The sequence below is a fragment of the Streptomyces sp. NPDC002779 genome (genome assembly GCF_042888685.1).
GTDB lineage: Bacteria > Actinomycetota > Actinomycetes > Streptomycetales > Streptomycetaceae > Streptomyces.
The window spans coordinates 20,987-43,190 of the sequence record NZ_JBIAQC010000002.1; the positions used below are offsets into that span (position 1 = coordinate 20,987).

The window sequence follows — 22,204 nt, forward strand, 5'->3', positions numbered from 1 at the left end:
CCCTGCGGTCCCTGCGGCCCACCGGCCTGGTGGCCCTGCGGTCCCTGCGGCCCACCGGCCTGGTGGCCCTGCGGTCCCTGCGGCCCACCGGCCTGGTGGCCCTGCGGTCCCTGCGGCCCACCGGCCTGGGGGCCTGGGGGCCTGGGGGCCTGGGGCCTGCTGGCCTTGTGGGCCTTGTGGGCCTTGTGGTCTGTGAGGCCCGTGCCTTCGGGGGCGTGGGTCGGCGGTGTCGTGTGGTGGTGGTCTGGTTTGCGGCATGGTGGGGGCGCCGTTCGTTGTGGTGGGTTCAGTCGTCGTCCGTGCGGGGGCGGGACGGGCCGCCGAGTTCTACTGCCGTGCAGCGCCAGCGCAGGTCGCGGCCCTGTTCCAGGCGGAAGGCCATGGCGCGCAGGCGGTCGCCGGCGCCGATGCGGGCGAAGGCCTCGATGGCGCCCGGGGAGGGCACGTAGTAGCCGATGTCGCGGATCACCGGGCGGCTGCCGGGCGTACCGCGAGAGGCGCGCAGGGGGCCGAACTCGGCGAGCCAGGCCAGATCGTCGTAGGCGCGGCCGGCGGTGTGGCGGAGCATGCAGTGGACCGGGCGCTGGCCGCTCAGGACGGCGAGCAGGCGGTCGGCGAAGACATCGGTGGGCCGGGGCTGGGTGACGGGGCGGCGCGGAGTCTGGGGCGGTACGACGTGAACCGCCTGCTCGGTGCCGCGCGCGCCGGCAGGGGAACGGTGGACCGGGGTGCCGCCGGGGCGGCGGGAGTCACGGCGGACCGGCGGGCGGGCGCCGGGGTGGTTCCTCGCCCGCGTCATGACCTTGTTCATGGGTGCCCCCGTTGGGTCGGCCCGGGATTACCGAGCGGTAACTTTGTGGTTGGGGATCTTGTACGGGGTGTCGGGCGGGGCATCAAGCTGCGGCGGGGGTCTGTCGGGGGGTCCGGAATGTTCACCTATCCGGATTACGTCGGGGGTGCCCGGCCCCGTAGGCGCGGGGGTGTGCCGGGTGAGTTGCCGGACGCGGGTGGACGGCTCCTCAGGCGCGGGCGGGGGCTCGAAAGGGGACGGCCGCACGTATCCTGAAGGCCCATCCGGAGGTGCGGGAGCGCCCTCTCCGGGACTGTTGCGGAAGCCTCCGACCACGAAAGCGGCCAGCCATGCGCGTCTACGTCCCCCTGACCCTCCCCGGTCTCGCCGAGGCGTACAAGACGGGCGAACTGGGCAGCGGGCCGCTGCTCGCCTACGCCGTCACGCCCGCGCTGCGCGAGTGGTACCTCTCGGACGACATCGAGGAGCTGGAGTACGCGGCGCTGAACCGGGCCGCGGTCGCCTCGCTGCGGCTGCTGGCGGCGGATGCCGGGGCGGTGCGGCGGCGCGTGGTGGTCGCGGTCGACGTGCCCGACGGCACGGCGACGGCCGATCCCGACCGGGGCCTCGACCCGGCGGCGCTCGGCGAGGTGCGGGTCGCGGGAGCGGTGCCGCTGAAGAAGGCGGCCGCCGTGCATGTCGACGGCGGCGACGCGGAGGCGGACGTGGCCGCCGCGGTCCAGGCGCTGGAGGCGGCGGACGGCGGGGACGACGACGCCCAGTTCGTGGTGGACGGGGCCGAGGACCACGAGCTGCTGTGGTTCGCGACGCAGGAGATCCCGAACCTGGTCGGGCTCGCGGGATGAAGCAGGACCGCCGCTTGCGGCTTCCTCTGTCTTGACCTGCGGTTCTCTTGATTGTCAGTGCGGGCGGGTACGTTTTTGGGCATGGGGATGCGAACAGGGGCGCACATCGTCTGGGACTGGAACGGGACGCTGTTCCACGACAACGACGCGATCATCGGGGCCACGAACGCGGCCTTCGGCGAGCTGGGGCTCGAGCCGATCACGATCGAGCAGTACCGGTCGCTGTACTGCGTGCCGGTGCCGAAGTTCTACGAGCGGCTGCTGGGAAGGCTGCCGACCGACGCCGAGTGGGAGGTCATGGACGAGACCTTCCACCGGTACTACACCGAGCACCGGGTGGGGTGCGGGCTGACCCCGGGGGTGACCGAGCTGCTCGCCGGCTGGGGGGCGGGCGGGCGCAGCCAGTCGATCCTCAGCATGTACGGGCATGACGACCTGCTGCCCTTGGTGCGGGGGTTCGGCATCGACGCGTACTTCATACGGGTGGACGGGCGCACCGGGCCGTCCGGCGGGAGCAAGGCCGAGCACATGGTGCGGCACCTGGGGGCGCTGGCCGGGGTGGACCCGGCGCGGACCGTGGTGATCGGGGACGCGGCCGACGACGCCGTGGCGGCCCTGCACGTGGGGGCGCGGGCGGTGCTGTACACCGGGGGGTCGCACAGCCGGGCCAGCCTGGAGGGGGTCGGCGTGCCGGTGGTGGACACCCTGGAGGAGGCGGTCGCCGAGGCGGAGCGCCTGGCGTCGTGAGCCGGGCCGTGACCACGGCGGGACCGGGTCGGCCCGTCGTGTCACACACCGGATCCGGCGGGCGCCCGCACTGTGCAGAACGTCAAACTTCCACCCCCGGTTTTGTACACATACGGCTCATGACGGGCCCCCGGTAATCAGCGATAGCCTGGTGGCGTGATCAGCGCGATAGCTCGCGGGGGCAAAGCCGCCCCTGCCCTGCGCCCGGTGAGCACGGATGACATCCGTGGCCGGGCGGCGGTCGCTGATCCTCGCGGGCGGACGACGGCGCGCAATCCCTCGGTGACGGCAGTGCGGAGAGCAGTGTCACACCCGACGGCCGGGCCGATTTTGGCTGATATCCCCCCGCTCATCTCACCTCGCGGCATAGCGTCGAAGCAGACCGGACACCCCGCGTCGCGACGTTACGCCGGAGGGCACGAGACCGTACTTCCTTCTACGTCACGCAACGGCGCGCGACAGGAGCCAGAGGACAATGCAGACCAAGCTGGACGAAGCAAAGGCCGAGCTGCTCGAGAGGGCCGCCCGGGTAGCTGAGAACAGCCCGGCCGGGGGGCACCTACCGACTGGGACCACGGGCGAGACCACCCCGGACCGGGACACCGTGCTCTCGTACCTCCAGCGTTACTACCTGCACACCGCCCCGGAGGACCTCACCGACCGCGACCCGGTCGATGTCTTCGGAGCCGCCTTCTCGCACTACCGGCTGGCCGAGACCCGACCGCAGGGTACGGCCAATGTGCGGGTCCACACACCGACGGTGGAAGAGAACGGGTGGACATGCAGCCACTCCGTGGTCGAGGTCGTCACCGACGACATGCCCTTCCTCGTCGACTCCGTCACCAATGAGCTGACCCGTCAGGGACGGGGCATCCACGTCGTCATCCACCCCCAGGTCGTCGTCCGGCGCGATGTCACCGGCAAGCTCGTCGAGGTACTCACCGTTCCCCCGGCCCCCGGCGAGCGCCCGCACGACGCGCACACCGAGTCCTGGATCCACGTGGAGATCGACCGCGAGACCGACCGCGCCGACCTGAAGCAGATCACCGCCGACCTGCTGCGCGTCCTGTCCGACGTCCGCGAGGCCGTCGAGGACTGGGAGAAGATGCGGGACGCCTCGATCCGGCTCTCCGAGAGCCTGGCCGAGGAGCACGTCCCCGGCGATCTGCCCGGACCGGAGGTCGAGGAGGCCCGCGAGCTGCTCCAGTGGCTCGCCGCCGATCACTTCACCTTCCTCGGCTACCGCGAGTACGAACTGCGCGCCGACGACTCGCTCGCCGCCGTCCCCGGCACCGGCCTGGGCATCCTGCGCTCCGACCCGCACCACGCCGGTGAGGAAGCCCACCCCGTCAGCCCCTCCTTCGAGCGGCTGCCCGCCGACGCCCGCGCCAAGGCCCGCGAGCACAAGCTGCTGGTGCTGACCAAGGCCAACAGCCGCGCCACCGTGCACCGGCCGTCGTACCTGGACTACATCGGCGTCAAGAAGTTCGACGCCGAGGGCAATGTCGTCGGCGAGCGCCGCTTCCTCGGACTGTTCTCCTCCGCCGCCTACACCGAGTCCGTCCGCCGCGTCCCCGTCATCCGCCGCAAGGTCGCCGACGTGCTCAAGCGCGCCGGGTTCTCGCCCAACAGCCACGACGGCCGCGACCTGCTCCAGATCCTGGAGACCTACCCGCGCGACGAGCTCTTCCAGACGCCCGTCGCCGAGCTGCAGTCGATCGTCACCAGCGTCCTGTACCTCCAGGAGCGCCGGCGCCTGCGCCTCTACCTGCGCCAGGACGAGTACGGCCGCTACTACTCCGCCCTCGTCTACCTGCCCCGCGACCGCTACACCACCGGCGTCCGGCTGCGGATCATCGACATCCTGAAGGAGGAACTCGGCGGCACCAGCGTCGACTTCACCGCCTGGAACACCGAGTCGATCCTGTCCCGGCTGCACTTCGTGGTCCGGGTCCCGCAGGGCACCGAGCTGGCGCAGCTCAGCGACGCCGACAAGGAGCGCATCGAGGGCCGTCTGGTCGAGGCCGCGCGGTCCTGGGCCGACGGCTTCGCCGAGGCGCTCAACGCCGAACTCGGCGAGGAGCGGGCCGCGGAGCTGCTGCGCCGCTACGGCAACGCCTTCCCCGAGGGCTACAAGGCCGACCACACCCCGCGTGCCGCGGTCGCCGACCTCGTCAACCTCGAAGAGCTCGGCGAGCAGAAGAACTTCGAGCTCAGCCTCTACGAGCCGGTCGGCGCCGCCCCCGAGGAGCGCCGCTTCAAGATCTACCGCAAGGGCGCGGCCATCTCCCTGTCCGCCGTCCTGCCGGTGCTCAGCCGGCTCGGCGTCGAGGTCGTCGACGAGCGCCCCTACGAGCTGCGCTCCTCGGACCGCTCGGTCGCCTGGATCTACGACTTCGGCCTGCGCATGCCGCAGTTCGCCGGTGGCGGCACCGACTACCTCGGCGACGACGCCCGGGAGCGGGTCCAGGAGGCCTTCGCCGCCACCTGGACCGGACAGGCCGAGAACGACGGCTTCAACGCCCTGGTGCTGAGCGCCGGGCTGACCTGGCGGCAGGCGATGGTGCTGCGCGCGTACGCCAAGTACCTGCGCCAGGCCGGGTCCACCTTCAGCCAGGACTACATGGAGGACACCCTCCGCAACAACGTCCACACCACCCGGCTGCTGGTCTCCCTGTTCGAGGCGCGGATGTCCCCGGACCGCCAGCGCGCCGGACACGAGATCGTGGACGCCCTGCTGGAAGAGCTCGACGCGGCCCTCGACCAGGTGGCCAGCCTGGACGAGGACCGCATCCTGCGGTCCTTCCTCACGGTCATCAAGGCGACGCTGCGCACCAACTTCTTCCAGGAGGCCGCGGGCGGGCGCCCGCACGACTACGTCTCCATGAAGTTCGATCCGCAGGCCATCCCGGATCTGCCGGCGCCGCGTCCGGCGTACGAGATCTGGGTGTACTCGCCGCGGGTCGAGGGTGTGCACCTGCGCTTCGGCAAGGTCGCGCGCGGTGGTCTGCGCTGGTCCGACCGGCGGGAGGACTTCCGGACCGAGATCCTCGGTCTGGTGAAGGCGCAGATGGTGAAGAACACCGTCATCGTGCCGGTCGGCGCGAAGGGCGGGTTCGTCGCCAAGCAGCTGCCGGACCCGTCGGTGGACCGGGACGCGTGGCTGGCCGAGGGCATCGCCAGCTACAAGACGTTCATCTCGGCGCTGCTCGACATCACCGACAACATGGTGGCCGGTGAGGTCGTGCCGCCCGCCGACGTGGTCCGCCACGACGAGGACGACACCTACCTCGTGGTCGCCGCCGACAAGGGCACCGCGACCTTCTCCGACATCGCCAACGAGGTCGCCGAGCAGTACAACTTCTGGCTCGGTGACGCCTTCGCCTCCGGTGGCTCGGCCGGTTACGACCACAAGGGCATGGGCATCACCGCCCGCGGCGCCTGGGAGTCCGTCAAGCGGCACTTCCGGGAGCTGGACCTGGACACCCAGAGCGAGGACTTCACGGTCGTCGGCATCGGTGACATGTCCGGGGACGTGTTCGGCAACGGCATGCTGCTCAGCGAGCACATCCGGCTGGTGGCCGCCTTCGACCACCGGCACATCTTCATCGACCCGACCCCGGACGCGGCGACCTCCTACGCCGAGCGCCGCCGCCTGTTCGAACTGCCGCGCTCCAGCTGGGCCGACTACGACACCGGGCTGATCTCGGCCGGTGGCGGCGTCTTCCCGCGTACCGCCAAGGCGATCCCGGTCAACGCGCACATCCGCGAGGCGCTCGGCATCGAGGGCAAGGTGTCGAAGATGACGCCGGCCGACCTGATGAAGGCGATCCTCCTGGCGCCGGTGGACCTGCTGTGGAACGGCGGCATCGGGACGTACGTCAAGGCCTCCACCGAGTCGAACGCCGACGCCGGCGACAAGGCCAACGATCCGATCCGGGTGGACGGCGCCGACCTGCGGGTCAAGGTCGTCGGCGAGGGCGGCAACCTGGGTCTGACCCAGCTCGGCCGGATCGAGTTCGCCCGGCAGGGCGGCAAGATCAACACTGATGCCATCGACAACAGCGCGGGCGTGGACACCTCCGACCACGAGGTGAACCTCAAGATCCTGCTCAACGGCCTGGTGCGGGACGGCGACATGACCGTGAAGCAGCGCAACAAGCTGCTCGCGGAGATGACCGACGAGGTCGGCCGACTGGTCCTGCGCAACAACTACGCGCAGAACACGGCGATCGCCAACGCGCTGGCCCAGTCCAAGGACATGCTCCACGCCCAGCACCGGTACCTGCGCCACCTGGTCCGCGAGGGCCATCTGGACCGCGCCCTGGAGTTCCTGCCCACCGACCGCCAGATCCGTGAGCGGCTCGGCGCCGGAGACGGCTTGACCGGCCCGGAGACGGCCGTGCTGATGGCGTACACGAAGATCACGGTCGCCGAGGAGCTGCTGCACACCTCGCTCCCCGACGACCCCTATCTGCGCGGGCTGCTGTACACGTACTTCCCGAGCGCGGTGCGCGAGCGGTTCTCCGAGCACATCGACAGCCACCCGCTGCGCCGGGAGATCACCACGACCGTCCTGGTCAACGACACGGTCAACACCGGCGGTACGACCTATCTGCACCGGCTGCGCGAGGAGACCGGTGCCTCGCTGGAGGAGATCGTCCGGGCGCAGACCGCGGCCCGCGCGATCTTCCGCTCGGCGCCGGTGTGGGACGCGGTCGAGGCCCTGGACAACCAGGTCGAGGCCGCCGTGCTCACCCGGATCCGGCTGCACTCGCGCCGACTGGTCGAGCGCGGCACGCGCTGGCTGCTCAACAACCGCCCGCAGCCGATCCAGCTCACCGAGAACGTCGAGTTCTTCGGCGAGCGGGTCGAGCAGGTGTGGCAGCAGCTGCCGAAGCTGCTGCGCGGCGCGGACCTGGAGTGGTACCAGCAGATCCACGACGAGCTGACCGCCGCCGGTGTCACCGGCGAACTCGCCACGCGCGTGGCCGGTTTCTCGTCCGCCTTCCCGGCGCTCGACATCGTCTCGGTGGCCGACCGCATGGGCAAGGAGCCGCTGGACGTCGCCGAGGTCTACTACGACCTCGCCGACCGGCTGCGGATCACCCAGCTCATGGACCGCATCATCGAGCTGCCCCGCAACGACCGCTGGCAGTCCATGGCCCGCGCCTCCATCCGCGAGGACCTCTACGCGGCCCACGCGGCGCTGACCTCGGACGTCCTCGCGGTCGGCAACGGCTCCTCCACTCCGGAGCAGCGCTTCGAGCGGTGGGAGGAGAAGAACGCGGCGATCCTGGGCCGGGCGCGCACCACCCTGGAGGAGATCCAGGGCTCGGAGACGTTCGACCTCGCCAACCTGTCGGTGGCCATGCGGACGATGCGCACGCTCCTGCGGACGCATACATGAGCGGCATGAGTTCGTAGCTGTACGAGTTCGTAGGCGGTACGACGGACAGGGCGCCCCGGGCCGGGAAGGCACGGGGCGCCCTGCGCGTCGCGGCAGCTATACGGCGACCTTCGGCTTCGGCTTGGCCTTGGGCTTCTTGTCGCCGGTGAAGGCCTCGTACTCCTTGAGGACGTCCTCCGTCGGGCCGTCCATGCGCAGTTCGCCGCGCTCCAGCCACAGCACCCGGTCGCAGGTGTCACGGATGGACTTGTTGTTGTGGCTGACCAGGAACACCGTGCCCGCGTGCTTGCGCAGTTCGCGGATCCGGGCCTCGGAGCGCTTCTGGAAGGAGCGGTCGCCGGTGGCGAGGGCCTCGTCGATGAGCAGGACGTCGTGGTCCTTGGCGGCGGCGATGGAGAAGCGGAGCCGGGCGCCCATGCCGGAGGAGTAGGTGCGCATCGGCAGGGTGATGAAGTCGCCCTTCTCGTTGATGCCGGAGAAGTCGACGATCTCCTGGTAGCGCTCCTTGATCTGCTCGCGGGACATGCCCATGGCGAGGCCGCCGAGGTAGACGTTGCGCTCACCGGTCAGGTCGCCCATCAGGGCCGCGTTCACGCCGAGCAGGGAGGGCTGGCCGTCGGTGTAGATGGCGCCGTTCTCCACCGGCAGCAGGCCCGCGACCGCCTTGAGCAGGGTGGACTTGCCGGAGCCGTTGGTGCCGATGAGGCCGATGGCCTCGCCCTTGCGGGCGACGAAGGACACGTTCCGCACCGCGTGCACCGTGCGCACGCCGGACGCCTTCTCGGTCTGCTTCCGCCGCACGATGCGGTTGAGGGCGGCGGTGGCGGAGCCGCGGCCCGCGCCGGTGCCGTTGACGCGGTAGACGATGTCGACGCGGTCCGCGATGACGGTGGGGGTCGGTTCGTTCGGGTTCTCAGCCACGGCCGTACGTCTCCTCAGCCTTCCAGAAGTAGATGAAACCGCCGATGCCGGCGAGCAGGGCCCAGCCGGTGGCGAGCGCCCACACGTGCGGCGGGAGCTGGCTCGCGTGGAAGCTGTCGATCAGGGCGAAGCGCATCAGGTCGATGTAGACGGCGGGCGGGTTGGCCTGGAGCACCGGGCCGACCCAGGCCGGCCAGTCGCCGTGTTTGGCCAGCAGATGGTCGATGCTCCACATCACGCCCGAGGTGTACATCCAGGTGCGCAGCACGAACGGCATCAGCTGGGCGATGTCCGGGGTCTTCGCGCCCACCCGGGCCATGATCAGCGAGACGCCGGCGTTGAAGGTGAACTGGAGTACCAGGACCGGCAGGGCGAGCAGCCAGGAGGCGGCGACCGGCACGCCGAAGGCCAGCAGGATGACGACCAGGGCGCCCATGGAGAACAGCAGCTGCTGCAGTTGCTGGAGGCAGAAGGAGATCGGCAGCGCGGCCCGCGGGAAGTGCAGGGCGCGGACGAGACCGAGGTTGCCGGAGATGGCGCGGGTGCCCGCGAGGATCGAGCTCTGGGTGAAGGTCCAGATGAACACGCCGGTGACCAGGAACGGGACGTAGTCCGGCACGCCGTTCCTGGTGCCGAGCAGCACGCCGAAGATCAGGAAGTAGACGGCCGCGTTCAGCAGCGGGTTCATCACCTGCCAGAGCTGCCCGAGCTTGGCCTGGCTGTACTGGGCGGTCAGCTTGGCCGTGGAGAACGCGGCGATGAAGTGACGCCGGTCCCACAGCTGGCGGACGTACTCGGGAAGGGTGGGGCGGGCACCGCTGACCGAGAGGCCGTGGCGGGCGGCGAGGGCCGCGAGGTCGACGTCGGCGGGAGTCGTCGGGGCCGTCGTCGGGGGCGGTGCGTCGAGGACCTGGCTCACATCCGCTGCTTTCGCTCGGGGGGTGGGGGTGCGCGGTCCGGCGCCCGGCGTTCGCCCACCGGACTCTTCCTGTTCCCTTACGTCGGGACGGGACCGTATCGTCGCAACGCGAGCGTAGGCCGAGCGGACGTCGGAACGCAACCGTTTCGTCGTAACGCCCTATGCTGGTTCGCATGACGACGAACGCCGACGGACCCCAGCCGCGTCCGCGCCGCCGGGCCCCCGCGGGGGCGGCCGTGCTGCGGGCGGACGTGACGGAAGCCATCCGGGCGGCCGTGTTCGAGGAACTCGCGGCGGTCGGCTACGCCCGGATGTCGATCGAGGGGATCGCCCGGCGGGCGGGCGTCGGCAAGACGGCGGTGTACCGGCGGTGGCGGTCGAAGCTGCACCTCGTGCTCGACGTGGTGTCGGCCCTGGCGGTGCAGGGGCTGCCGGCGCCGGACACGGGTTCGCTGGAGGGTGACCTCCGGCTCCTGTACGAGGTCACCTCACGCGCGCTGCGCCACCCGGTCGCCTCCCAGATCATCCCGGACCTCCAAGCGGAGGCCGCGCGCAATCCCGAGATCGCCGAGGCGATGCAGAAGGCGCTGCGGGAAGGGCAGGACGGGGTCGCCAGCGGAATCGTGGCGGCGGCGGAGCGGCGCGGGGAGCTCCGCGAGGGGGTCGACCACGAACTGGCCCTGGACCTGATCTCCGGGCCGCTGTACTGGCGCGCGGTGGTGATCCGGAGCCCGAAGCTGCCGAAGGGGTACCTGGCGTCGCTGGCACGGGCTACGGCGGGGGCGCTGCGGGCGCTGTGAGCGGGCGTGTGGTCGGGGGCTGACGTCCCGCCGCCGACGGCGGGCCCGGCACCTGTGCCGCACCTCGTACGGGGGCAGGTGCCGGCCCACAGCCCCTACGGCCTGCGGCCCCGCGGGTCGGTGGCGTGCGGCTGGCGGTGCGGGTGCTGCGGCCCTCGGAGGGCTAGCCGTGTGCTGCTGTGGTGCGGGCGTTTGCGGCCCCGGCAGGCTGGTGGCGTGGGATTGACGGGTACAGGTTGCGGCCCCGGAGGGCTGGAGCCGGTAGCGCAGCGCGTGGCGGCCAGGCTTTGGCACGGTGAGGTCGTGCGGCTGGCGGGTGCGGGCGTTGCGGCTCCGCGGTGGGTTAGTCGTGTGTTGCTGCGGTGCGGCCGTGTGGGCTGGTCGCGTGGCGGTGCAGGTGCTGGGGCTCCTGCGGCCCAGTCGCGTGCCACTGTGGTGCGGGCGCTGCGGCCCCGGCGGGCTGGTGGTGTGCGGCTGTGGGTGTTGCGGCCCCCGGCAAGCTAGCCGCGTGCTGCTGACGGGTCGAGGCGTCACGGCCCCCGCGGGCCAGTCGCGTGCGGCTGGCGGTGCAGGTGCTGCGGGTCCCGCCCGCTAACTGCGTGCCGTTGGCGGGGTAGATGCTGTGCGCCGCCCCGCCCGCTCACCGCGTGCCGCTGGCGGGGCAGATGCTGCGGGTCCCGCCCGTTAACCGCGTGCTGCTGACGGGTGGAGGCGTACCCAGCCCTCCCAGGCCGAGGTGATCATGTCCTGGACGTCGTGCTTGGCCTTCCAGCCCAGTTCGGTGGCTGCCCGGTCGGCGGAGGCGACCACGCGGGCCGGGTCGCCGGGGCGGCGGGGGGTGATCGTCGGGGGGCGGTCGTGGCCGGTGAGGGCGTTGACGCGGTCGATCATCTCGCGGACCGAGACGCCCTCGCCGCGGCCGATGTTGAGGGTGAGGTCGCGGCCGGGGGAGGACCGCAGCGTCCGGGCCGCCGCCACATGGGCCTCGGCCAGGTCGACGACGTGGATGTAGTCCCGGACGCAGGTGCCGTCCGGGGTCGGGTAGTCGTCGCCGAAGATGCGCGGGGGTTCGTTCTCGGTGAGCTTCTCGAAGACCATCGGGATGAGGTTGTGAACGCCGGCGTCGGCCAGTTCCGGGGACGCCGCGCCCGCCACGTTGAAGTAGCGCAGGCAGGCCGTCGACAGGCCCGTCGCCCGCGCCGTGGCCCGCACCAGCCATTCGCCGGCCAGCTTGGTCTCGCCGTACGGCGACATCGGGGCACACGGCGTCTCCTCGGTGACCAGGTCCACGTCCGGCATGCCGTAGACCGCGGCCGAGGAGGAGAACACGAACGAGGGAACGCGGGCCCGCGTCACCGCCTCCAGCAGGACGCGCAGGCCCTCCACGTTCTCCCGGTAGTAGCGCAGCGGCTGCTCCACCGACTCGCCGACCTGCTTCTTCGCCGCCAGGTGCACGACCCCGGTGATCCGGTGGTCCGCCAGGGCGCGGGACACGTGCTCGGCGTCCAGGGTGGAGCCCACGACCAGGGGGACACCGTCGGGCACGCGCTCGGACAGCCCGGTGGACAGATCGTCGTAGACCACCGTCCGCTCGCCCGCCTCGGACATCGCCCGTACGACATGCGCCCCGATGTATCCGGCACCGCCCGTGATCAGCCAGGTCATAGGTGGCCGTCCCCTCGTCAGTTGGCCCGTGCGTGGAGCATAACCACTCCGATTCGCCGTCAATGAACAGGAATCATCGGTTAATAGCACAAGATCTGAGATGTGGTGAGTAGGGAGACGGAAACGGACGGCCGATTCCGGGCCTTGGCGGTAGGCCTGCCTGCCGCCCTGGTGCTGGCCCTCGGACTGTGGGGCATCGACCGCGGCGGCATATGGCGCGACGAGGCGGTCACCTTCCAGGTGGCGCGCAGGTCGGTGCCGGAGATTTGGCGGCTCGTGCACGGCGTGGACGCGGTGCACGGCCTGTACTACCTCCTCATGCACGCCGTTCTCGCCCTGCGCCCCGACGAGGTCGTCCTCCGGCTCCCCTCGGTCTGCGGGGCCGCCGCCGCGGCGGGCCTGGTCGCGGCGCTCGGGATGCGCCTGGCCGGTCCGCGGGTGGGGCTGTGGGCGGGTCTGATGTACGCCGTCACGCCCCTGACCGGCCACTACGCGCAGGAGGGACGCTCGTACGCCCTGGTCGGCGCCGGAGTGGCGGGCGCGACGCTGCTGCTGGTGCGGGCGCTGGACGGCGGGCGGACCTGGCTCGCGTACACCGGTGTCGTCGCCGTGACCTGCCTGCTGCACGAGTTCGCCGTCCTGGTGCTGTGCGCGCACGCGGTGACGCTGGCGGTGTCGGGAGTGGACCGGCGGACCTGGGCCCGGTGGGGCGGAGCGGTGGCCGGCACCGCACTGGTCCTGCTGCCGCTGGTGCTGGTCTCCCAGGCGCAGTCGGGGCAGGTGGAGTGGCTGCCGGAGCCGGGCTGGGGCAGCGTGGAGCGGGTGCTGCGCGGTTTCGTCCTCGCGCCCAAGGGGGTGGTGTTCGAGACCGGCGTGGTGCTGATGCTCGTGGGGCTCGCGGCCCGCCGGGTGGCCGCCGTGGCCGTGCCGCTGATGGCGGTGCCGCCGGCCCTGCTGATACTGGTCTCGCAGGTCCGGCCGATGTACGACGACCGGTACGTCCTGTACGCGCTGGCCGGGGCGCCGCTGCTGATCGCGGCCGGCGCCGACCGGCTGGCCGCCTGGATCGTGGGCCGGATGCCGTACGTGCCGCTGGCCGGAGCCCTCGCCGTCCTCGTCGCCTTCGTGCACCACCTGCCCCTGCACCGCCAGGAACGCGCCCCCGAGCGGCGGCCCGACAACCTCGCCGCCGTCTCCGCCCTCGCCGCGGGCCAGATCCGCCGCGGCGACGCGGTGCTGTTCGTGCCCTCCATCGGCCGACGGGCGGCGGTGGCCTACCCGGAGGGGTTCCGGCAGGCCCGGGACATCGCGCTCAGCCGGCCGGGACCCGCCTCCGGGACGCTGTACGGCCGGGAGACCGACGCCGATGAGCTGCGCCGCAGGCTCGCGGGGGTGGACCGGGTGTGGGTGGTGGCCGAGCCGTACACGCTGCGCTCGGACTGGCGCCCGCGCAACCTCAGGGAGCGCGCCAAGATCGCGGCCATGTGGGAGGACTTCGTCCCGTGCGAGCAGTACGTACGCGGGGGCGTGACCCTGCGGCTCTACGAGCGGCGCCCGGCTACGGTGCTGCCGCTGACCGGGCCGCCTCGTCGAGAGCGCTGGTGAGGTCGTCCAGGCGGGAGCGCAGGGCGTTGATCTCGTCGACGTCGAAGCCGGTGGCCGCGGCGATCCGGCGCGGCACCTGGAGCGCCTGCTCGCGCAGGGCCGAGCCCTCCTCGGTCAGCCGCACCTGCACCGACCGCTCGTCGCGCGCGCTGCGCTCCCGGCGGACCAGGCCCGCGCTCTCCAGCCGCTTCAGCAGCGGGGAGAGTGTGCCGGAGTCCAGCCGCAGGTGCTCGCCCAGCTTCTTGACGGGCAGATCGCCGTGCTCCCACAGCACCAGCAGCACCAGGTACTGCGGATAGGTCAGCCCGAGGTCCTTGAGGATCACGCGGTAGACGCCGTTGAAGGCGCGTGCGGCCGCGTGCAGGGAGAAGCAGATCTGGCGGTCCAGGCGGAGCCATTCCTCCTGGGGCGCGTTGGCGGGTGTCCCGGTCCGGTTCATGGGTCCAGGGTAGCTCCTGCCCGCCATTTAGTTGTGCACAATTTAATTGTGTGCTCTACTTGAGCCCGTCAGCGAGCCCCGACTTCTCGAACAGGGATGGTTCATCCATGGACGCGATCTACACCGCCGTCGCCACCGCCACTCACGGCCGCGAGGGCCGTGCCATCAGCTCCGACGGCACGCTCGACCTCCAGCTGGCGCCGCCGGTGGAGCTCGGGGGCAACGGCCAGGGCACCAACCCCGAGCAGCTCTTCGCCGCCGGGTACGCCGCCTGTTTCGCCAGCGCCCTCGGCCTGGTCGGCCGCCGGGCCAAGGTGGACGTCACCGACGCCGCCGTCACCGGCGAGGTCGGCATCGGCAAGCTGGGCGAGGGGTTCGGCCTGAAGGTCACCCTGCGCGTCGAACTGCCCGACACCGTGGACGAGGCGACCGGCCGGAAGCTCGTCGAGCAGGCCCACCAGGTCTGCCCCTACTCCAACGCCACCCGCGGCAACATAGACGTCGACCTCGTCATCGAGTAGGCGCGTCACCGCAAGGAGTGAGCCCGGTCGGCGTGCCCCTGGGCCGGCAGCGACACCTGGGCGCGCAGCAGGTGCTCCAGCAGCAGCGGCACGCCGACCACCGGGAGCAGCCAGGCCAGGGCGATCAGCCGGCCGCCCCAGATGTTGATGTCCGGGTGCCCGGCCTGGGTCAGGACGCCGGTGGCCGCCGCCGCGATCAGGAAGGCGCCGAACGTCGGCCTGCGCAGCGCGCCCCACAGCCCCGCGCCCAGCGCCGCCAGGAACAGCGGCTCCCAGAACTGCCGGCGCAGCCACTCCGCCCAGAAGTTCAGCGACAGCTGGAGGAACTCCGGCCAGGGGTCGGCCCGGTCGGGGCGGGCGAAGTGGTCGGCCAGCAGATCCTGCACGCTCTCGGACGCCGACGGGTGGCCGAGCAGCTTCGCCAGGGCGACCGAGCCCACCGCCGCGCCCAGACCGAGCCCCGCGATCGCCGCGACGCCCCGGCCCGGCGCCCGCCCCGCCCGCCGGCGCGCCACGGCGACCAGCGCGCCCGCCCCCGCCAGACACACTCCCAGGAACAGCGCCTGCGAGTGCTTCACCGTGAACTGCGCGGCCAGCGCGCCCGCGATCAGCGCCAGTCCCGCCCGCCGCCCCCGCAGCACCAGCGCACAGCCCCACACCGCCGCCAGCGTCAGGGCCATCAGCAGGCCCTCCGTCATGGGCCGCATGGCGATCGCCCCGCACGGCAGCACGTAGTACAGCCCTTGACCGGTCAGCGCGAGCGGGAGCGGTACCGACAGGGTGCGCAGGATCAGGAACACCAGCACCCCGCCCCCCGCCGCCACCGTGACCCCGGCCGCCCACAGCCCCCAGGTCGCGCCGAGCACCGTCACGAACGGCACCAGGAAGACCGGGTAGCCGGGTCGCGCCTCGAAGATCCGCATGAAGCGTTCCGAGGCGAAGGGGACGGTGTGACCCGCCGTGTGGCCTGCCGCCAGCCGCTGCTCGACCTCGGACCACTCCGTTGCCCGGCACCTGGCCAGCACGGCCGGGGCGGGGTCGGGGCGGTGGAAGCGGACCACGTGCACGTTCTGGTCGCGGTGTGCGAGCGCGGCCTTGCCCGCGCAGTAGTGCTCGATCGTCGCCATGGCCGCCTCCCGCTTGCTGTCGCCGCGCAGGCCGAGGGCGTGGGAGAGGTAGTTCCTGGAGTCGGGGGTGTCCCGCCCGGACACGTTCGCCAGCTGCAGGGCGGCGAACAGGGCGGCCAGGAGCAGGACCCAGGTGCGCGGCCTCATGAGGCCACGTGCCGGCCGGGGACGCGTCGGCCACCGGGCCGCCCGGCCGGACGCCAGGTGTGGGGCCGGCTCGGGGTGGGCCGCGACGGGCTGGAGGGCATGGGAACTCCCCTGGATGAGAACGGCGTTCAGAGACGGTCGGTGAGGGTGAGGGGTGACTCGGGCCGCGGTGACGCGATGAGCGGGGAGCGGGTGAGGGACGCGGCCGCCGACGGCACCGGATGCCGCTCGTCCAGCGGCACGACCGGCGGCAGGCCCTTCTCGCCGAACACCACATGCCGTACGACCCGCTCGGCGGCGCGGCCGTCGTCGTAGGGACAGAAGCGCCTGCGGAACGCCGCGCGCAGCTGGGCGGAGCGGGAGCCGCGCCAGTGGCCGGTGGTGAAGATGTCGATCAGCTCGTCCTCGCTGCGCGCGAGTGCGCCCGGCGGGAAGGAGCGCAGGTCGAAGTAGGTGCCGCGGGCGGCCTCGTACGCCTCCAGGTCCTCGGTGTGCAGGACGATCGGGCGGTCCAGGCCGGCGTAGTCGAACATGATCGACGAGTAGTCGGTGAGCAGCGCGTCCGAGGCGAGGCAGACGGACTCCACGCTCGGGTGGGCGGTGACGTCGATGACCCGCGGGGAGGTCGCCTCGGGGGCGAGCGGGCCGCCGTGGCGGCGGTGTGCGCGGGCCAGGATCACGAAGCGCGGGCCGAGGCGGCTCGCGAGCCGGTCCAGGTCCAAGGGGGCGCGCTGGGTGCGGCGGTAGTCGCGGTGGGTCGGGGCGTACAGGACCGCCACCGCGTTCTCGGGGATGCCGAGCGTCTCGCGCAGCCGGGTCACGTCCGCCGAAGTGGCCTGCTGGAACACGTCGTTGCGCGGCTGGCCGTATTCGAGCGTCTTGTACGTCCCGGGGTGGACGCGTTCCTGGACGAGGGTGGAGTGGCGGTTGGCGGAGACGACGTAGTCCCAGGTGTCCACGGTGTCGAGGAGGGCGCCGAAGTCCGTGCCGGCGCCGGCCGCGGGGCGTTCGCGCAGGTCCAGGCCCAGGTGCTTGAGCGGGGTGCCGTGCTGGGTCTGGACGACGGTCTGGCCGGGGCGTTTGACCAGCCGGTGGTCGAGGCCGGCGTTGTCGATCAGGTACGCGGAGCGGGCCAGCGCCGTCCAGTAGGCGGCCGTGCCGGGGGTGATGCGGCGGGTGGCGGCCGGGACGGTGTGGTGGTGCGCGGGGTCCGCGATCCAGGCCGTGCGGATGTGCGGGGCGTGGGTGCGGAACGCCCGCTCCAGGGCCCCCGGGTTGCAGCCGTGGCCCAGGCCGCCGTACGCGCAGAACACGGCCCGGTCCCGGCGCAGGGGCAGGCGGAGCTGGACGCGGTAGTGCAGGCGCAGGGCGGCGGAGCGCAGGGCGCCCGCGGTCTTCGCGGTGAACTTGACCGCCCGGTGGTGCCCGGCGGCGGCCAGGCGCAGGACGCGGAAGGTGCGGTGCAGGCCCAGCCGGACCAGGGCGTGCCGTGGGCGGTCGCGCAGCCGGACGGGGGCGCCCGGGGCGCGGTGGCGGCGGCAGTGGGCGCGGGCCAGCCGCAGGAACTCGGCGCGGCTGCCGCGCGGGAGGCGGCCGACGCGGGCGGACACGGCGGCCAGGTGGTCGACCATGCCGCGGAACAGCACCGGCCGCCACCGGGCGAGCCGGGGCCTGCCGTCGAGGAACGCGAAGAGGCGGTCGTACTGCTCGAAGACGTCGAAGGGGCGGCGGCTCGTGCCGTCCTCGCGGCGCCGGCGGTGGTGCACGCACACCCGGTCGAGGGTCGCGATCGACTCCGCCGTCATCAGCACCGGGTACGCCCAGGGGGCGCCCTCGTGGGAGCCGGGCGGGAAGGACAGGCCCTCGCGCTCGACGAACTCCCGGCGGCACACCTTGTTCCAGGCGACCGCCGGCAGGCGCAGCAGGCTCGGGCGGTCCTCGAGTCGGAAGGGCGCCGGGCCCTGCTCGGTGAGCTGGACCCAGGCCGCGTCGCGGACCGTCTCGCCGGTCCGCAGGACGCGGGCGTGGTCGTGGACCAGGACTTCCGGTTCGCCGGTCTCCTTCAGGCGGTCGGCGACGGCCTGGAGGGCGCCGGGGGTCAGGGTGTCGCCGCCGTCGAGGAACAGCAGCCAGTCGCCGGTCGCCTCGCTCATCCCGGCGTTGCGGGCGGGGCCCGGCCCCTGGCGGCGGGCCAGGCGCACCGGCCGGACCCGGGGGTCGCGGGCGGCGAACTCACCGATGATCGCACCGCAGGCGTCCGGCGAGGCGTCGTCCACCGCGATCAGCTCCAGATCGGCACACGACTGGGAGAGCACCGATTCCAGGCACGCGTGGAGATGCGCCTGAACCTTGTACGCGGGGACGATGACACTGAACCTGGGCAAGGGGGACATCCATCGGTCGGTGCGGGTGGTGAGGGGGTGGGCCCCAGGGCCTGCCTGACCATTCCCGCCTGCCCCGCGACGCCTGGCCCGGGAACGGCCGATGGAGTGAGTTGGTTACGCGGCGTTGCGGCATACGGGGGACGCCCGGCCGCACGGGAAGGGGCCGCCCGGTGAATCCCGGCCGGCCCCTCGATCCGCCTGCACCGCGGGCTACTTCACCGCGCCCGCCATGACCCCGGACACGAACTGCCGCTGGAACGCGAAGAACACCGCCAGCGGGATCACCATCGAGATGAACGCGCCGGGCGCCAGCACCTCGATATTGCTGCCGAACTGCCGTACCTGCTGCTGGAGCGCGACCGTCAGCGGCTGGGAGCCGGAGTCGGAGAACACCAGCGCCACCAGCATGTCGTTCCACACCCACAGGAACTGGAAGATGCCCAGCGACGCGATGGCCGGGGCGCCCAGCGGCAGCACCACCGTCGTGAACAGCCGGGCCTCACCGGCGCCGTCCAGCCGCGCCGCCTCCAGCAGCTCCTTGGGGATCTCCGCGAAGAAGTTGCGCAACAGGAAGATCGCGAACGGGAGTCCGAACGCCACGTGGAACAGCACCACACCGGTGATCGAGCCGAAGATCCCCAGCTCGCCGAAGAGTTCGGACAGCGGGATCAGCGCCACCTGCACCGGCACCACCAGCAGCGCGATCACCACCATGAACCACCAGTCGCGGCCCTTGAAGTCCATCCACGCGAAGGCGTACCCGGCCATCGCGCCGATGATCACCACGAGCAGGGTCGCCGGGACGGTGATCCACACGGTGTTGAACAGCGCGTTGGTGATGTCGTCGTTCTCCAGCAGGGTGCTGTAGCTCTCGGCGGTGAGCTCGGCCGGTGCCGTGAAGACCCGCCACCAGCCCGAGGAGGCGATGTCGGTCGGCTCCCGGAACGAGGACACCAGCAGCCCGAAGGTCGGCACCAGCCAGAACAGCGCCACCAGCAGCAGGAACGCGCGCAGCGCCCCGCCGGCGGCGCCGCTCGCCACCCGGGAGGCCCACGACCGCTTGCCGCGCACGGGGGAATCGAGTGCGGTCACCGCTCGCGCTCCTTCCTGAGCCGGCGGATGTTGACGATCATCACCGGGATCACGAGCAGCAGCAGGATGATGCCGATCGCGCTGCCCATGCCGTAATTGCCCCCGCCGCCGAACGACGACAGGAACAGCTGCAGCGCCAGCACGTTGGCCTCGTCCTGGGTGGGCTGCGGGGCGATGATGTAGACCAGGTCGAAGATCTTCATCACGTTGATCATCAGCGTGATCAGGACGACGACCAGGACCGGTGCCAGCATCGGCACCGTGATTCTGCGGAACACCTGCCACTCGTTGGCGCCGTCGACCCGCGCCGCCTCCAGCAGGTTGCGGTCGACTCCGGCGAGCCCGGCCGCGATGAGCACCATCGCGAAGCCCGCCCACATCCAGACGTACGCCCCGATGATCGCCGGGGTCACCAGGGTCGGGCCGAGCCAGTCGACGCCGTTGTAGGCAGCCGCGAAGTTCGAGCCCGGCAGACGTAGTTGGGCGCCGTCGGCGGAGTCGGGCAGGGTGAAGGTGCCGTCCGCGCCGCTGGTCGCCGAGGCCACCACCTCGCCGTCCTTGACAGCCTCGACCTTCACGCCCTCCAGCGCCTTCTCGCCCGCGTCGACCTGGCCCTTCTCGCCGCCGCCACCCAGCTTGAAGTCCAGCCAGACCGTGCCGGTGACGCCGTCACCGGTCGCCGCCCTGGCGTCCTCGGGGGAGCCCGGCACCTTGTCGGGCGCGATACCGACGAGGGGGAGCAGCGCCGGGGTGCCCGCCTCGACCGTGCCCGTCGTGGTGAACGCACCGCCGCCAGACGGCTTCAGATCGCTCACCTGGGCGTTCGGGCGGGCCTTCGGATAGACGGAGGAGTCGGCGAAGGTGTCGTGCACCGAGGTCACGATCGCGTTCGCCACGCCCTGGTCCGGGTCCGCCTGGTACACCAGCCGGAAGATGATGCCGGCCGCGAGCATGGAGATCGCCATCGGCATGAAGATGATCAGCTTGAACGCCGTGCCCCAGCGCACCCGTTCGGTGAGCACGGCGAAGATCAGTCCCAGCACGGTGACCACGGCGGGCGCGACCGCCATCCAGATCGCCGTGTTGCGTACGGCGGTCAGGGTCGCGTCGTCCGTGAAGACGTCGACGTAGTTGTCCAGGCCGACGAAGCCGTCCCCGCCCGCGTCGTACAGGCTGCGCCAGACCGAGTACCCGATCGGGTAGACCACGAGCGCGCCGAGCAGCACCAGGGCGGGCAGCAGGAACAGCACCGCCACCCACACCTTGGTGCCCGTCACGCCCTTGCGCGGTGCCGGCGCGGTGCCGGCACTCTCGTTCACGACGGCCGACATCCGTCAGCCGGTCTTGTACGCCTTGGCGGCGTCCGCCTCCAGCTTTTGCTGGGCGCCCGCCACATCGCCGGGATTCTTCAGGAAGTCCTGCAGCCTCTTCCACTCGCCGATGCCCTGGGTGCCGCCGAACGCCGCCGGCGCCTGGTCGGACATGTCGAAGCGGAAGTCGTCGCCCGCCGCGGTCAGCGCCTTGGCGATGTCCCGGGTGACGTCGTCCTTGTACGCCCCCTGGTCCATCTCCTTGTTGGGCGAGATGAAGCCGCCCTGCGCCGCCCAGATCTCGGCCGCGTCGGTCGAGGCCAGGAACGTCATCAGTGCCTGCGCGCCCTTGCCGTCCTTCAGCGCCACGGCCACGTCACCGCCGCTGACCACCGGCGACTCGTCGCCGACCGCCGGGAACGGGAACACCTTGGCGTCCGTGCCGATCTTCGCGTCGGTGTCGGCGTTGATGGTCGCGGTGACGAAGTCACCCTCGAAGACCATCGCGGCCGGGGTGTCACCGGAGAACGTCTGGGTGACCGACTTCGGGAACTCCGTCTGCAGCGCGCCCGAGCGGCCGCCCGCGATCAGCTCGTCCTTGCCCCACAGCTCGGCGAGCGTGGTCAGGGCGTCCTTGACCGAGGGGTCGGTCCACTTGATCTCGTGCTTGGCCAGCTGGTCGTACTTGTCCGGGCCGGCCTGCGAGAGATAGATGTTCTCGAACCAGTCGGTCAGCGTCCAGCCGTCCGCGCCGCCGATGGAGACGGCGGGGGACCCGGCGTCGGAGAGCGTCTGGGCGGTGGCCAGGAAGTCCTTCCAGGTCTTCGGCTCCTCGGTGATGCCGGCGGCCTCGAAGGCGGCGGTGTTGTACCAGATGAGGGACTTGTTGGCGGCCTTCATGTAGACGCCGTACTGCTTGCCCTCGTAGGCCCCGAGTTCTTTCCAGCCCGTGGAGAAGTTCTTGTCCAGCTGGGCCTGGGTCTCGCTGCCGAGGGGCTTGGCCCAGCCCTTCTGGGCGAACTGGTGCAACACGCCGACCTGCGGCAGGAACGCCACGTCCGGTGGCTGGCCGCCCTGGATCTTGGTACCGAGGAAGGTGGAGGTGTTGTTGCCGGTGGGCACGAAGTTCACCGTGGCGCCGGTGCGCTTCTCGAACTCGTCCAGCACCTTGGTGAAGTTCTCCTGCTCGGGGCCGGTCCAGACGGCCGCGACCTCGAGCGTCTGTCCGTCGAGCTTGGGGAGTTGGACGGTGGAATTGGCGCCGGTCTCCTTTCCGCCGCCGCCTCCTCCGTCGCCGTTGTTGTCGTCGTCTCCGCCGCAGCCGGTGAGGGCCAGCGCGAGCGCGCCGACGGTGGCCATGGCGATCCGGATGGTGCGATTCGTGCGCATCACTGCCCCGTTCTTCGTGCCTCGTTGCCTCGTTGCCTCGTCGAACGTTCGAGCGCTGTCTTGTTCTCGTTT

Annotated in this window: 16 protein-coding genes; 6 read left to right on the top strand and 10 right to left on the bottom strand. The window is 71.7% G+C overall.

The genetic code is table 11. The features are described from left to right. Positions 1-286 precede the first annotated feature (286 nt). Entirely contained in the window at positions 287-811 is a 525-nt protein-coding gene (locus ACFYW5_RS05720; protein ID WP_389415671.1) for an Rv3235 family protein, read from the bottom strand. A gap of 329 nt (positions 812-1,140) precedes the next feature. Here ACFYW5_RS05720 and ACFYW5_RS05725 point away from each other — a divergent pair, with 329 nt between their 5' ends. The 3 genes from ACFYW5_RS05725 to ACFYW5_RS05735 all read left to right on the top strand — a co-directional run bounded on the left by ACFYW5_RS05725 (position 1,141) and on the right by ACFYW5_RS05735 (position 7,813). After that, positions 1,141-1,656, top strand: coding sequence for a DUF6912 family protein (locus ACFYW5_RS05725; protein WP_389415672.1), 516 nt, complete (start codon positions 1,141-1,143; stop codon positions 1,654-1,656). Positions 1,657-1,737: 81 nt separating this feature from the next. After that, positions 1,738-2,403, top strand: a complete 666-nt coding sequence (locus ACFYW5_RS05730; protein ID WP_389415673.1) for an HAD family hydrolase — start codon at positions 1,738-1,740, stop codon at positions 2,401-2,403. A 475-nt stretch (positions 2,404-2,878) separates the two neighbouring features. Further along, a complete protein-coding gene (locus ACFYW5_RS05735) occupies positions 2,879-7,813 on the top strand; it encodes an NAD-glutamate dehydrogenase (protein ID WP_389415674.1) in 4,935 nt (1,644 codons plus the stop codon). A 96-nt stretch (positions 7,814-7,909) separates the two neighbouring features. Here ACFYW5_RS05735 and ACFYW5_RS05740 read toward each other — a convergent pair whose 3' ends face one another. Together ACFYW5_RS05740 and ACFYW5_RS05745 are read right to left on the bottom strand one after the other, a co-directional pair. Then, a complete protein-coding gene (locus ACFYW5_RS05740) occupies positions 7,910-8,734 on the bottom strand; it encodes an ABC transporter ATP-binding protein (protein ID WP_389415675.1) in 825 nt (274 codons plus the stop codon). Next, positions 8,727-9,653 (bottom strand): ABC transporter permease, encoded by a 927-nt coding sequence (locus ACFYW5_RS05745; RefSeq protein ID WP_389415676.1) that lies wholly within the window; start codon positions 9,651-9,653, stop codon positions 8,727-8,729. Before ACFYW5_RS05745 ends, ACFYW5_RS05740 begins: the two co-directional genes overlap by 8 nt. A gap of 173 nt (positions 9,654-9,826) precedes the next feature. On the opposite strand from ACFYW5_RS05745, the gene ACFYW5_RS05750 reads away from it, so the two are divergent. Then, the gene (locus ACFYW5_RS05750) at positions 9,827-10,453 is read left to right on the top strand and encodes a TetR/AcrR family transcriptional regulator (protein WP_389415677.1); all 627 of its coding nucleotides are present in this window, start codon (positions 9,827-9,829) and stop codon (positions 10,451-10,453) included. A 684-nt stretch (positions 10,454-11,137) separates the two neighbouring features. Here the strand turns inward: ACFYW5_RS05750 and galE are convergent. Continuing rightward, positions 11,138-12,118, bottom strand: coding sequence for a UDP-glucose 4-epimerase GalE (gene galE / locus ACFYW5_RS05755; RefSeq protein WP_389415678.1), 981 nt, complete (start codon positions 12,116-12,118; stop codon positions 11,138-11,140). A gap of 144 nt (positions 12,119-12,262) precedes the next feature. Between galE and ACFYW5_RS05760 the strand changes: the two genes are divergently transcribed. Next, positions 12,263-13,723 carry a glycosyltransferase family 39 protein gene (locus ACFYW5_RS05760; RefSeq protein ID WP_389415679.1) on the top strand — a complete coding sequence of 487 codons (1,461 nt, stop codon included), beginning with the start codon at positions 12,263-12,265 and terminating at the stop codon, positions 13,721-13,723. Here the strand turns inward: ACFYW5_RS05760 and ACFYW5_RS05765 are convergent. Continuing rightward, the gene (locus tag ACFYW5_RS05765; protein ID WP_389415680.1) at positions 13,677-14,162 is read right to left on the bottom strand and encodes a MarR family winged helix-turn-helix transcriptional regulator; all 486 of its coding nucleotides are present in this window, start codon (positions 14,160-14,162) and stop codon (positions 13,677-13,679) included. The genes ACFYW5_RS05760 and ACFYW5_RS05765 overlap by 47 nt on opposite strands. Before the next feature lie 107 nt (positions 14,163-14,269). Here ACFYW5_RS05765 and ACFYW5_RS05770 point away from each other — a divergent pair, with 107 nt between their 5' ends. Continuing rightward, entirely contained in the window at positions 14,270-14,683 is a 414-nt protein-coding gene (locus tag ACFYW5_RS05770; RefSeq protein WP_389415681.1) for an organic hydroperoxide resistance protein, read from the top strand. Positions 14,684-14,688: 5 nt separating this feature from the next. On the opposite strand, the gene ACFYW5_RS05775 is transcribed toward ACFYW5_RS05770, so the two are convergent. The 5 genes from ACFYW5_RS05775 to ACFYW5_RS05795 all read right to left on the bottom strand — a co-directional run bounded on the left by ACFYW5_RS05775 (position 14,689) and on the right by ACFYW5_RS05795 (position 22,132). Next, a complete protein-coding gene (locus tag ACFYW5_RS05775; protein WP_389415682.1) occupies positions 14,689-15,957 on the bottom strand; it encodes a hypothetical protein in 1,269 nt (422 codons plus the stop codon). A gap of 128 nt (positions 15,958-16,085) precedes the next feature. Further along, positions 16,086-18,341: a CDP-glycerol glycerophosphotransferase family protein gene (locus ACFYW5_RS05780; RefSeq protein WP_389415683.1), complete on the bottom strand. Its 2,256-nt coding sequence runs from the start codon at positions 18,339-18,341 to the stop codon at positions 16,086-16,088. 210 nt (positions 18,342-18,551) lie between these two features. Beyond that, positions 18,552-19,433, bottom strand: a complete 882-nt coding sequence (locus ACFYW5_RS05785; protein ID WP_389415684.1) for a carbohydrate ABC transporter permease — start codon at positions 19,431-19,433, stop codon at positions 18,552-18,554. Next, positions 19,430-20,710, bottom strand: coding sequence for an ABC transporter permease subunit (locus tag ACFYW5_RS05790; protein WP_389416416.1), 1,281 nt, complete (start codon positions 20,708-20,710; stop codon positions 19,430-19,432). Before ACFYW5_RS05790 ends, ACFYW5_RS05785 begins: the two co-directional genes overlap by 4 nt. 57 nt (positions 20,711-20,767) lie before the next feature. After that, positions 20,768-22,132: an ABC transporter substrate-binding protein gene (locus ACFYW5_RS05795; RefSeq protein ID WP_389415685.1), complete on the bottom strand. Its 1,365-nt coding sequence runs from the start codon at positions 22,130-22,132 to the stop codon at positions 20,768-20,770. Positions 22,133-22,204 lie beyond the last annotated feature (72 nt).